This window comes from Nocardia sp. NPDC003963, from assembly GCF_053605105.1.
The window spans coordinates 95526-108060 of record NZ_JBSGIP010000004.1; the positions used below are offsets into that span (position 1 = coordinate 95526).

10 protein-coding genes are annotated in these 12535 nt (G+C 66.3%); 1 reads left to right on the forward strand and 9 read right to left on the reverse strand.

All coding sequences use genetic code 11. From position 1 onward, the window contains the following. Positions 1–65: 65 nt before the first annotated feature. On the reverse strand, positions 66–896 hold the full coding sequence (locus ACWEWT_RS12520) for a GntR family transcriptional regulator (protein ID WP_452558485.1): 831 nt from the start codon (positions 894–896) through the stop codon (positions 66–68). A gap of 139 nt (positions 897–1035) precedes the next feature. Between ACWEWT_RS12520 and ACWEWT_RS12525 the strand changes: the two genes are divergently transcribed. Continuing rightward, positions 1036–1827 carry an SDR family NAD(P)-dependent oxidoreductase gene (locus ACWEWT_RS12525; protein ID WP_452558486.1) on the forward strand — a complete coding sequence of 264 codons (792 nt, stop codon included), beginning with the start codon at positions 1036–1038 and terminating at the stop codon, positions 1825–1827. 63 nt (positions 1828–1890) lie between these two features. On the opposite strand, the gene ACWEWT_RS12530 is transcribed toward ACWEWT_RS12525, so the two are convergent. The 8 genes from ACWEWT_RS12530 to ACWEWT_RS12565 all read right to left on the reverse strand — a co-directional run bounded on the left by ACWEWT_RS12530 (position 1891) and on the right by ACWEWT_RS12565 (position 12286). Next, entirely contained in the window at positions 1891–2565 is a 675-nt protein-coding gene (locus ACWEWT_RS12530; protein ID WP_452558488.1) for a response regulator transcription factor, read from the reverse strand. Continuing rightward, positions 2565–3797 carry an AbrB family transcriptional regulator gene (locus tag ACWEWT_RS12535; RefSeq protein WP_452558489.1) on the reverse strand — a complete coding sequence of 411 codons (1233 nt, stop codon included), beginning with the start codon at positions 3795–3797 and terminating at the stop codon, positions 2565–2567. Before ACWEWT_RS12535 ends, ACWEWT_RS12530 begins: the two co-directional genes overlap by 1 nt. 314 nt (positions 3798–4111) lie before the next feature. Continuing rightward, a complete protein-coding gene (locus ACWEWT_RS12540) occupies positions 4112–4789 on the reverse strand; it encodes a GOLPH3/VPS74 family protein (protein ID WP_452558491.1) in 678 nt (225 codons plus the stop codon). 133 nt (positions 4790–4922) lie between these two features. Beyond that, positions 4923–7052, reverse strand: coding sequence for a hypothetical protein (locus tag ACWEWT_RS12545; RefSeq protein ID WP_452558493.1), 2130 nt, complete (start codon positions 7050–7052; stop codon positions 4923–4925). Positions 7053–7729: 677 nt separating this feature from the next. Beyond that, positions 7730–9196, reverse strand: coding sequence for an ABC transporter ATP-binding protein (locus ACWEWT_RS12550; RefSeq protein WP_452558494.1), 1467 nt, complete (start codon positions 9194–9196; stop codon positions 7730–7732). Next, a complete protein-coding gene (locus tag ACWEWT_RS12555; RefSeq protein WP_452558496.1) occupies positions 9193–10017 on the reverse strand; it encodes an ABC transporter permease subunit in 825 nt (274 codons plus the stop codon). Before ACWEWT_RS12555 ends, ACWEWT_RS12550 begins: the two co-directional genes overlap by 4 nt. After that, the gene (locus tag ACWEWT_RS12560; protein WP_452558497.1) at positions 10014–10955 is read right to left on the reverse strand and encodes an ABC transporter permease; all 942 of its coding nucleotides are present in this window, start codon (positions 10953–10955) and stop codon (positions 10014–10016) included. Before ACWEWT_RS12560 ends, ACWEWT_RS12555 begins: the two co-directional genes overlap by 4 nt. Continuing rightward, entirely contained in the window at positions 10940–12286 is a 1347-nt protein-coding gene (locus ACWEWT_RS12565; RefSeq protein WP_452558499.1) for an ABC transporter substrate-binding protein, read from the reverse strand. Before ACWEWT_RS12565 ends, ACWEWT_RS12560 begins: the two co-directional genes overlap by 16 nt. Positions 12287–12535 lie beyond the last annotated feature (249 nt).

Below are 12535 nucleotides of genomic sequence, written 5' to 3' on the forward strand. Positions count from 1 at the left end.
TGGCCTTTCCTCCCCGCTGCCGGCTGTCCACTCGGACGAGATGCGGTGGCCGGTCCGCGTCCCGGCTAGGGCAGTCGTCCCGGAGGGGCGACCAGTGCCAGGTTGGAGGTTGTGAAATCCGGGAGCACCGGATCCGAGTCGATCCAATAGATGGGTGCGGGCCGGTCGATCCGTCCCTGCCCGTCGTGCTCGATGACGATATCGCGACCGCGCATGGCCACCAGCAGGGAGTCGAAGCAGTGGTCGGGGTCGGCGTCGAGTACGAGACCGAGTGCCGCGTCGATCAGGTGGAACTCCATGATCCGCCGTGCCGAGGGCGCGTTGCGCCGGCTGATGGCATCGAGAAAGTACTGGTCGCATTCGATGAAATCGTCGGGGGTGCGCGCATGCGAGAGATAGACGCTCTGATGCCGGTAGATCGTGGTGTGCAAGGTGCGCGTGAGCTCGGCGAAGTTCGACGGGTAGCGGTCCAGCACGACATCGTGGAAGAGCTGGTGCGCCACCTGGAACCGCCGACTGTGGCCGCGGTGCTGCCGCATGGACTCGAGATGGGTGCCCATGTCCTGGATATCGGAATCCCGCAGCGATCCGATGGTCGCGCCGACGGTGGGCGGCTCCACGAGCAAGCGCAGGGCATAGCTCTGCTCGGTCTCGGAGTTCACCAGGGGAGCGACGTACATGCCTCTGTTGGCATGGGCCACCACGAGGCTGTCGGCTTCGAGCCGTTGCAGCGCCTCGCGCAGCGGGGTGCGGCTCACGTCGAGTTCGGTGGCCAGCTGCTCCTGGGACATCCGCTGCCCGGGGGCGTAGACCCCGGTCACGATGCGCTCCCGCAGCGTCCGGTACAGCGCGTCGACGGTGGTGCCGGCGCGTGTTCGTCGGGCAGGGGTGGTCATCAGCCTCATCCTAAGGTCGTGTTCCGGTGCGCCGCGGGGTCGGCGCCACGATCGACCCGATAACTGTATCCAATAATGTGTACAAATAGGGAGGGGGTTGCCCGGGCAACACCCTCCGACAGTATGGAGAGGACCCGTGATGGGTGCACTGGATGGACAGATCGTTGTATTCACCGGGGCGGGAGCGGGAATCGGGCGCGCCGTCGTCGCGCGTTATGTCGCCGAGGGCGCACGCGTCGTGGCGGTCGATATCTCGGAGCAGGTGCTCGAACTGGAGACGGAGCTGGGAACCGCGGTATGTCCGCTGGTGGCGGATGTCGCTACCTGGGCAGGGAACACGGCCGCTGTCGATGCCGCGCTCACCACGTGGGGACAGCTCGATGTCTTCGTCGCCAATGCCGGTATCACCGACGCCGCCCGCCCGCTCGAGGATATACCGGGTGAGCGGTTGGGCGCCGCATTCGGTGAACTGTTCGGCGTCAATGTCCTCGCGCCACTGCTCGGCGTGCGGGCCGCGCTGGACGCCCTCCTCGAATCTCGCGGCAGTGTGATCATCACCGGCTCGTTCGCGGGCAGCAACGCGGCCGGCGGCGGAGTTCTCTATACGGCGTCCAAGCATGCGGCGCACGGCCTGGTACGCCAGCTCGCCTACGAGCTCGCTCCCGATATCCGGGTCAACGGCGTCGCGCCCGGAGTGGCACCGACCCGGCTACGCGGTACAGCGGCACTGGGACAGAGCGCCGCCGACTCGATCCTGGACGGCACACGGGAGAAGCTACCGCTTCAGGAGATTCCGTCCACCGATGCGTACAACAGCATTTTCACGTTGCTGGCCTCGCGCACCGACGCCGTGGCGATGACCGGGTCGATGGTCACGGCCGACAGCGGTCTGTCTGTGCGGGGTGTGGCCCGGCCCGGCGGGCGGGTGTGACAGCGCGCCGAGCACGACAGGTACCACACGGTGACCCTCGGGAACCTTGTGTGGGCGAAGAAGTCAGATTTCGTCGAGTAGGCGGTAACCGATGCCGCGGTGGGTTTCTATGCTGTGGCGTCCGAACGGGACATCGATCTTCCTTCGGAGGTATCCGATGTAGACCTCCACGATATTGGCGGGACCCTCGTGGTGCGGATCCCAGACATTGCTGAGGATCTCCTGTTTCGTGCGGACGATGTCCTTGTTGTGAAGGAGGAATTCGAGCAGAGCGAACTCGCGTGGCGTGAGTTCGACGGACGTGGCACCCCGCTGGACAGTTCGTTTCGCGGGATCCATCGCGAGGTCACCGGCGCGGAGCACCGGTGGGCGTTGCGGAGCCTGCCGTCGGAGCAGCGCCCGCAGGCGTGCGGTGAGGACCACGAAGGAGAACGGTTTCGTCAGGTAGTTGTCGGCGCCGAGATCGAATGCGTCGGCTTCCTCGAACTCGCCGCTCTTCGCGGTCAGCATCAATACCGGGGTTTCGATGTCATGGGTACGCAGCCTGCGTAACACTTCGTATCCGCTGAGGCCGGGGAGCATGATGTCGAGAACGATCACATCGAAGGGGTCTGTGCGGGCGATCGCCAGGCCGTCGATACCGTTGTCGGCGACGTCGACGACGAATCCGGCCGCCTCCAGGCCGCGGCGCACGGTTGCCGCAAGCAGCTTCTCGTCCTCGACGAGTAGGACCCTCATTACGCCCTGTCCGGTGCCGGTTTGTGGTCGGTGGTGCCGCCGCGCTGCCGATCCGGTCCGGTTCGGCGTGGATCGAGCGCGGGTGTCGTCGCGGGGGATCGGTGGCCCGGTGGGTCGGTGTCCGGCGCGGCCGCGGCGACCCGATCCCGGTCGGCGCTGTCGGTACGGCCGGCGGACCGGGAGTGCAGCCATCGCACCAGGGGCGGGATGAACAGCAGCACGAGGAACAGTCGAAGGCTTTGTACGGTCGATACCAGTGGTACATCGCTGCCACTGGATACCGCAGTGGCGAGAACGGCATTGATTCCGCCCGGTGTGGTCGCCAGGTATGCCTCGACGAAGGTGATGCCGGTGACAGCCGCCACGGCCCAGGACAGTCCCGCGCACAGCAGTCCTACCCCGACGATCGCAGTGATCAGCCGAGGCAGAATCTTCGCCGCGCCCCGGATGGCGGGCCGGGTGAATCGCAGGCCGACCTCGAGGCCGATAACCGCGAAGAGCACATCCTCGAGCGGGCCGGCCGGGGCGAACCCGGTCCAGGTGTCGGTCAGGGTGACAACCGCCGCGGCGATCATCGGTCCGAGAAGTACCGGGGCCGGCAGCCTGAGACGTTCGCCGAGCCGGATGCCGAGCAGGCAGATGGCAGCCAGGACGACGACGGATGACAGGCCTTGTGGCTGCTGAACCCAGTGGGCGAAGGCGGGCCAACCGACCGGCGAGGACGAGAGCGTCCCATGGCCACCGACCGCTGTGACGAGCACCGGGGCGGTGAGTGCGATCAGTCCGACGCGCAGGTATTGCGCGAAGGCGACTCGGCGTGAGTCGGCGCCCAGTTCGTGGGCGCAGGCGATGATGCCGCCGGACCCACCGGGGACCATGCCCAGCGCGGCGTCGACCAGCGGAATTCTGGGGCTGCGGGCGAGCCACAGGGCTGCCATCCCGCAGACCGCGATCGTCGTGATCGTTACGGCGATCAAAGGCAGGCCAGCGGTGGCCACGGCTGCCAGCGCGTGCGGCTGCAGGTAGCTGCCCATCAGGACGCCGACCATGGCCTGCACAGCACGGCCGGCCCGTTCGGGGAAACTGGTGCGGACCACACCGGCGAGTGCCAGGACTGTTCCGGCCACCATGGGAATCACCAGCTCCGGCGCCGGAATCCGCCACGCTTCGCCGAACTCGGCGAGCCAATAACAGGCGATGATCAGTGCGGCCCATCCCAGGAAGCGGGGCACCGGCGCTACGAGTCGGCGAGTTCGGGAGGCGCGGACGGACAGCTGCGTGGCGGGTGAACGACGTGGTGTACAGGCATCCGCCGGTCGGATGTCGGTGGTGGGAGAAAGCGCCGATGGTGGGTCTACCGGTCGCGGGAAGTCGGCTTCGAGGGTGGCGGAGACCGAGTTGGATCCGTTGGTCCCGTCCTGGGCGGTGTGCGAATGATGTTGCACGCGAGGCTCCTTGGGAGGACCGGGAATCACCCAACCAATGTACCGTTAAATGGCGGCTCGCTCTATAGGTGTATATAAATATATCGTGTCGCGAACCGGATTCATACGATGCGGTGTTCGGCGACGGCGGTGGCACGAGTGGAGCACATTGCGGTCATCACCGCGGTGGTCGCCCAGCCGTGCCGGGGATCTGCCGCTCGTCCGGCGCCGGCGCGGATATCGGAGCGTGCCCAACCGGGGAATTGATGCGGCAACGCTCCCGCTATCGTGAGAAGACCGACGAGGGCGGCCGACCGGGGCGCGAGTGGGAGCGAATCGAGGACACCCGGCCGTATCGAATCGCGGATCTCCCGCTTCGCGGCATGGTCGATCGTGGGCCAGCGCCGGACGCCCGGAATCCCGAACTCGGAGACCCGGGTGGAGACTGTTCGGTTCCGGGCGCGCAGACGGTCCAGCAGAACTCGCTCGAGGCCGCGTTCCATTCGCTGGATCGCCTGGTGCGGCGCGAGTGGTTTGCGCCGGAGAACGTCGAGGCCCGAGGTCAGCACCGCGTCGAACATCCTGTCGCGGAGTCCGCTCGAATGGACGCTGTCCACAGCCTTCACCCGGCCACGGCCGTCGATGGTCAACAGTGGCTGGTCTGTTGCCCCGGCGGTCAGGGCGAGTTCGGTGAGCACCGCACCCGCCAGCACTGGAGGGATATCTATGCGGTCGACCACAGGTCGTCCGGTGTCGTCGTCCAACAGCAGCCACAACAGGTCCTCGGCAAGCAATGTCATGATCCGACCTTGGCGCAGAGGCGCTGTGAAGACGCTGAGACCTGTGCTGTCGACGCCGTCGGCCGACTGTTCCGGAACCCACGGTCGGCTGTCTCCGGCAATCGGCCGATATGCGGCCGAGTAGCGCCGGTGCTCACGAATCCCAGGGATCGAGTCCGGCAGCCGGGTCGAGGTGGTCGAGGTTGGCGATGCGGATCGACCACTGCGCGAGGTTGTGGCGATGGATCTCGTTCGGCGTGGCCTGAAAGTCTCGCGCGGCCTGGTGGAAGCCGGCCGCGGCCTGGGTGGCGATCGTCCAGCGGGTACCACGGCCGACCGCATTCCATTCGTCGGCGGTGATCGCGTTGTGTAGCGCGATATCGGAGTCCCAGTGCTGTCGGACCCTACTGATGAACCCGTGGTTCACGAGGGTCCCGGCCGGTGGTGCGCTGGTATGCCTGGCGAAGTTGTCGGCGGCGACGAGGGCTTGGGCGGCGAAAGCCTCTCTGGTCGAGAGCGAATCGGTGGGAAGCAGATGGTTCTCCACGGCGCGTGACGCTGCCAGGGCCTTTTGCAGTGGTGCCCAGCCGTAGGGACTGGACGACATACTCGCCTTCATCGCCGCTGCCGCCCGGAGCGCCTGGTGCACCCGTTCGTCGGGTGTGCCACCCGCCCGGAGCACCTGGGAGATCTGACCATCGGGTACTCGGCTGTCGCCGAGTCCGTCGAGGGCATTGGCGATGCCGATCGGCACCGTCATCCCGCCGTACGGGTCGGCGCGAGCATGAGCTTTGCGCAGCCAGTTCGATCGGCCCAGCTGATCCCAGTGGTACATCTCCACTCGAGATTCCGCGGTCCGGGCATCGGCCAGCGCGGAGTGTTTCTTGCCGTGTGCGTGCGGCATGAGCGGGCTCGGGGTCGCGGCCATCAGCCAGGCGGTGATGGGGGAGCTGTTGAGGGTGCTCACGGCACCCAGGGTCGCCAGACCGGGTGGGCCACCCGCCTTGGTCTTGGAACCACCGCCTGTTCCCGGCCCCATGCCCAGAGCGGTGCCTTTACCTGTTCCGCCGGGGTTGCCCTGGACGGCGAGCGAGAATCGGTTCGCTATCCAGTCGTTGCCCCGCGACATGCTTCTATTGAGTCGGTTGATCTGCGTGATCGCGACGATCTCCACGACACAGGCGATGACGATCACCGAGATCACCTGTCCTCGGGCCTGGTCGAACAGCCCGGCGAGGAAGAGTATGTAGATGCCCAGGAATATGGTGAAGGCCGTCATCCGGGCGGCGGCTACGAAGGCGTCGACGATATTTCGGATCAGGAAGGTTTGGCTGGGGCCGTAGACGAAGCCGCCGGCGGCGAATCCGAAGATCGCCATGAATCCGTGGTAGATCGAATTCATGGCGGCCTTCACGACCTTCAGGGCGAGGTAGATCGCGAAGACCAACAGCGCGGTGGCGCAGATCAGCAGGATCAGCCCGGTCCCGAGCTGCTCCGTACTCGGTGCCGAGGCAACGGTGTAGGCGGATTCGTTACCGCACCTTCGCATCGCTGCGCGGACTCGGCCGTCGTCTCCGGACAGCACCGCTGAACTCCACGCTGATTCACAGGCCGCGACGTCGTCGACGATATGGCCGAAGTTCCAGACCTGTAGGGGCTTGCGGGCGAAGTTGTCGGCGAGATCGTGCTGTATTTCGGTGACGAGCCGGTCGGGACTCGGGTCGTTGTCGCCGCTGAGGCCGGCGGCTACCGACAGGCCGAGGTCGCGGCCCTGGGTGAGTATTCCGTCCGAGGACAGCACGTGGGCGAGTGGCTGAGCGAGGAATATCGGCCCGAGTACGGCGACGGTGAGCAGGGTGACGACTTGGACGGCGGCCTTGCTGTGGAAGCCGCGCACAGCGAACCAGGCTGCGAAGAATGCGCCGATGGTGGCAGCGGTGACCACCACTGCCGTGGTGCCGAGCTGGCGGGCCAGGGCGTCGGCCACGCCGGTGAACGCACTGGCGAAGTGGTCCAGCCAGCGGAAGCTGAACGCGTAGCCGATGAACCAGATGGCTGTGGTCACGATGACGAGATAGCCGATGAATTCGAGGCTGATCAGAGTCCACAGGGTGGTGTTGCCCGGATCGAGCAAGCCGCTCTTGTCACTCGCGAATGTGTAGGTCGACAGCGGGACCCCGTCGGAATCACGGACGTTCATCCAGCTCAGACCATCGATCTGCGATACTCCGCTACCGACCTGCGCGGTGGCCACGGCGCCGAGCAGCCCGGGAAACACGGTCATGGCCACGACGGTCAGGGCAGTCCACCAGCACCGCCGTCGCCACGGACGGCGGTTGATCCATGCCCTCGCGTTTCGTACGACCATCTCCGGATCGAGTTCCGGCGGATCCGTTCGGGGTGGTACCACTGGTCGCCCACCGGCCGAGAAGGCGCGATCCGATGCTGAGCATCGAGAAGTCATTGCGCGCGGCCGATCCCGTACCCGGCGCGTGGCGATCGCGGTATCGAATCCGCCACAGGACGTCCTGCCGAGCCTGCGAGCGGGTGAACCGAAGAATCCGTGACGATCCGAGATTCGGTCGAATGTTTCCGCGGCGTCATCGGCTGTCCTCTGAATGGTCCCGAGTTCCGGCGGTGCGGGCGACATCCGAGGCTCAGGTTCGGCGCCGCAGTCTCCGCACTCGACCACGTGCTGTTCCTGCTGGTCGGCGTCGCCTGTTGTGGGCAGTGTCGAGGTGGCGGTCACAGGAGGGCGTGGTGAGCGCGATGATGGCAGAGGGCCGCTGTGAAAACGCTGAGAGCCGGTGGGGCCGGTGCCGGTTCGATCGTCTCGGCAGCCCCGCCGCCGGGAACCGGCGACTACGCTGCCGCGTGGCCGGTCGGATCACCGAAGGATGGATCCTGGATTGCGCGGTGAGTCCGTGCCCGAAGCGCCCTGTTCCATGGTCGATCCGCTTCTCAGGCGAGCAGCTCTCGTGTCGAGGTTGCCGAAGGCGCGGCGAGAACTTCTGCCGTAGCACCGGTTTCGACGACTCGTCCGTCGGCGACGACTACGATCTCCTGACAGTATCGGGCGACCAGATTCATATCGTGGCTGATGACGACGATGCCGATCCCTTTTTCCAGCCCGCTGCGTTCGACGACATCCATGACCGCTGATGCCGTCTCCACGTCCAGTGCGGACGTTATCTCGTCGCACAGCAGGATATCCGGCTCGGCGGCCAGAGCCCGGGCGATCGCGACCCGTTGTCGCTGGCCGCCCGAGAGTTGTCCCGGATAACGGTGCAGCAGTTCGGGGGCGAGTTCGACGCTGCGCATCAGTTCGTTCGCCCGGTGTGCGATCTCTTGTCCCGGGGACAGGCCGGCGAGCTTCAACGGGCGGGACAGTGTCTGCAGCACTGTGTGTTTCGGATTGAGTGTGGACAGCGGGTTCTGCGGTATGAGCTGGACCCGTCGCCGGTCCCGCCGTGCTCGCCGTGCGCGACCGACCGGAACACGGCGCCCGCTCACTTCCAGTGTGCCCGTTGCCGCGGTGTGGAGGCCGGCCAGCACCCGGGCGAATGTCGTCTTGCCGGCTCCCGACGGGCCGACCACGGCGACGGATCGACCGGACGCGACCGCGAGGTCTATGGAGTCGACCAGTGTCCGGCCGCCCGCTGTGGCGGAGATCGACCGGGCCTGTAACGCGGGTACCTCCTCGGGCCCTGCGCCGGGAGCGGGCTGCGCCGGTCGCGTCGGTGCTCTCGGTGACTCACCGAGGAGAACGACCTGATCTGCGATTCGATGCAGGGCACCGGTGTCGTGACCCGAAACCACCACCGCGACACCGTCATCGGTGGCGAGTGAACGCAGGAGATCACCGATCTCGCCGCGTAGACGTCCGTGTAACCCGGCGATCGGTTCATCGACCACGACGACCCCGACTCGGCGCACGACTGCGAGCGCGAGCGCTACCCGGCGCTGCTCGCCACCGGACAGTTCTCCTGGCCGGCGTTGGAGATAGTGGCCGGGTAGTCCGACGCGTCCGAGCGCGGCGGCGAAGTCCGTGCCTGTTCGTTTGCCCACCGCCTCCGCGAACAGGGTCCGGACGCGCATTGTCGGATTCAACGCTGCTCCCGGGTCCTGGCCGACGAAGGCGGTCCGGGTGCGGCGGAAGGTCTGGAGCGCGGTCGGTTCCAGCGCGAAGACATCCTGGCCGCACACGCGTACTGCGCCACTCGACCGGGTGGTACCGGCGGCGAGGTGGCCGAGTATCGCCCGCATCAGTGTCGTTTTGCCCGCCCCGGAGGAGCCGGTGACAGCTGTGAGGGTTCCCGGTGGAACATGGACAGAGGTCGGGGCCAGCAATTCGGTCCCCGATGCGGTGTGCACGGATAGCTCGTCGACCAGGACCTCGCCGGTCCCGAACACCACTCGGTCGGTCATACCGCGCGCCTTCCTCGACCGAACACCGCGACCGCGGTGTTCACACTGACTGCCAGCATCCCGATGGCCAGGCTCGGTGCCAGCACCGCGGCGGGGTTGAGCAGGATCCCGGATGCGTTCTCGCGGACCATGACCGCCCAATTGGCCTCGCCGAGCGTGGTCGGCAGCTGGAGGAAAGCGGCAGTACTGACCAGGTACATCGCCTCGACGAATCGCAGGCCCAACTGCGTGAGCAGCGTTTCCCGGAGATTGGGAAGCAGTTCTCGGAACACGAGGTAGGCAGTCTGCTCACCGCGTCCGCGGGCAGCTTCGATGAAACCCGATGCCGCGATGCCGGCGGCCGCTGCCGCGAAGACGCGCGCGGTGTACGGCGTGCCCGCCACTACGGATATGACCACCAGCCCGATGGCTCCCGATTCCGGCCACGACAACATGAACAGCAGGATCGCGAGTACCGGGGGAAGGAGCATGCCCAGATCCGCGGTTCGCTCGATCCACGTCCCGGCTCGGGGATACAGCGCCGCGACGGAACCCAGCACGGCGGCGAGCGCTGTGACGAGCGCTGCGATGACCGCGGCTATCAGCAGCAGCCCCCAGCCACCGTGTAACAGCCGGCTGAGGACGTCGTGGCCGAGCCTGTCGCCGCCCAGCCAGGCCCCTCCGTGGGGCTTTTCGAACGTGATACCGACGGCGTGGTCGACCGCGTACGGGGCGAACCACGGCCCGGCCACGGCCAGGACGATCACGGCCACGGCGGGTAGTGCAGTGAGCCAGAGTCTTCGGGTGCTCGCCGGGCGGGTGCGGATCGGGGTGGTGGTCACGTGCGCCCTCGATTCGACCAGGCTCGGACGGCGTCGGCCATCAGCAGGATGCACATGATGGTGGTTCCGGTGAGCGCTACGACTGCGGCCACCAGCGCGGTGTCGCGGTCGGATACGGATCCGGCGATCACGGCGCCCATCCCCGGATAGTTGAAGATCGTTTCGACGACGAGCGCGCCGCCGAACAAGGTGCCGACCGAGGTGGCCAGCGACATCGCGATGGTCGGAAGCGCGAAGGGCAGGATGTGACGAAGTAGCACCGTGCGCGGGGGTAGTCCGTTGAGGATGGCGCTGTCGACATGCGGGGCACTGCCGGCGTCGGCCAACGCGCCACGGACGACGCGCAGGTTCCATCCGGCTTGCGGGACGGCCAGAGCCAACGCCGGCAGGATGAGCATCTGCGCGCTCGCGGGGTATCCGGACCGGTCGGTGAATGTCACCGCGGGCAGCCAGTCCAGCCACAGCGAGAAGACCGTCACCAGCATCGTCGCAACGACGAATTCCGGGACAGCGATCACGAATGCCGAGCCCGGCTGCAGTATTCGCGCCGGCAGACTGCCGGGGCGGGCTGCCCACCAGGTACCGAGGAGCAGCGAGATCACGATCGTCGCGAGCATCGCGATCGAGGCCAGCAGCAGGGTCTGCGGAAACTTGGCCGCGAGGAGTTCGTTCACGGATCGACCGCGGGCAGTCGTGCCGAAGTCCCCGGTCGCGGCCCCGCTGAACCACTCCCAGAACCGGACCGGCAGCGGCCGGTCCAATCCCAGTTCGTGCTCTTTGGCCGCCACTTGCTCGTTACTCGCGTCACGGCCGAGTACGGCCCGTGCCGCGTTGCCCGGTAGCAGGTCGACGACGACGAACACGACGGCGAGCAGAGCGATCAGCAGCCCGACCCGCCGTGCGACGACACCGGCGAAGGCGATCAATTCGACAACCACACGCGCTCGAGCTGAACGCGACCGTAGCCACCGAGCTCGGGGAGGTCTCGTACAGCGGTCGAGGCGATATCGATACCGTCGGCCGTCCCCCACACGATGTAGCCGCCCCGGTCGTACTGGATCCGCTGAATCGCGTGACTGGCATCGGTGAAACCGGTGCCGGGTGCCGCGGCGAGTGCGGCGGCATAGGCCTTGTCGAAGAACGCGTCGTGGAAGTCGGTCTCATTCCATTTGGTCCGCGAATACATGACCTTGCTGGCGTAGAACATGACCGAATCGTTGGTGCCCCAGTTCACCGTGTACAGCGGCGCTTTCAGCCAGGTGTGGTCGTAGAAGGCGTTGGCCTCCTGCACCACGACCTCGATATCGATGCCGATCTCCTTTACCTGGCTCGCGAAGACCTTCGCCGATTCGACCTCGCCCGCGGCTTCCTGTTTCGTCACCAGCTGGTAGGTCCGGCCGGTATCGAATTTCGCCTCGGCGAGCAGCGTCCTGGCGCGATCCAGGTCCCGGGATCGCTGCGGGATCGCCGCATCGTAGGTCGGATCCGCGGTGCCGAGAATATCGTTGGCGACGGTGCCATAGCCCGAAAGGACCTGTGCCACCATCGCGTCACGATCCACCGCCGAGCGCAGCGCTTCCCGTACGCGCGGGTCGGCGAAGGGGCCGTCGGAGGTTCTCATCGCGATGGCGACCGCCACGTCGTCGGGGCGCCGGACCACCCGAAGGTCGTCCCGGGTCTCTGCCATCCGCCCTGCTACAGCACCGACGCTCGAGGCGAGATCGATCTGTCCCGCCAGAATCGCGTTGGCCATGGATTCGGGGCTCTCGAAAAGTGTCACTTCGATCGCGTCGAGCAGCGGGGCGCCGCCGTGCCACCCGTCATTGCGCACCAGGCGCGCGTTGCCGTTGCTGTAGGACTCGAGTCGGAACGGTCCCGAGCCGATGGCTTGTGCGAAGTCGGTCGTGCCCTGCGGAACTGCGAAGGTCATCATGCGAAGCAGCATGGGCAGCTGGCTATTCGGAGCCGCGCAGGTCAGTACGACAGCATTCGGTCCAGCAGCTTTGATGTCGTCGACGGAGACCACCGGGACTTTTGTTTCTCCCGCGATCTCGCGGAGTCGGCGAAGTGACCATACGACATCGTCGGAAGTGACCGGGCGGCCGTCGTGGAAACGCGCTCCGTCCGCGATGGTGAAAGTCCAATTGCGTTGTTCGCGATCCGATTCCCAAGTGGAAGCGAGCCGGGGCGAGACATTCGGGTCGGCACCGGGGACGGTCAGCGCGTCGTAGACGAGCGACATGATGAGAAAGTCGCTCTCGTTGCTCATCGTCTGGTGCGGATCTCGTTCGGTTTTCGATGATTTGCCGAGGGCACCCACACGCAGCGTGCCGCCGCGTTGCGGTGTTCCGCCCGCATTACCGGCCGGCGATGTTTCGCCACCACAATTGGCGAGCACCAGAACGGCCCCGAGGCCCAACCCTGCCTTGAATATGTGACGCCTGTTCAATTCCACCGCTGGACCTCATCCACAATAAAATACTAAGGTTAGCCTGCGCTAACCGAAGTGAGAATATCC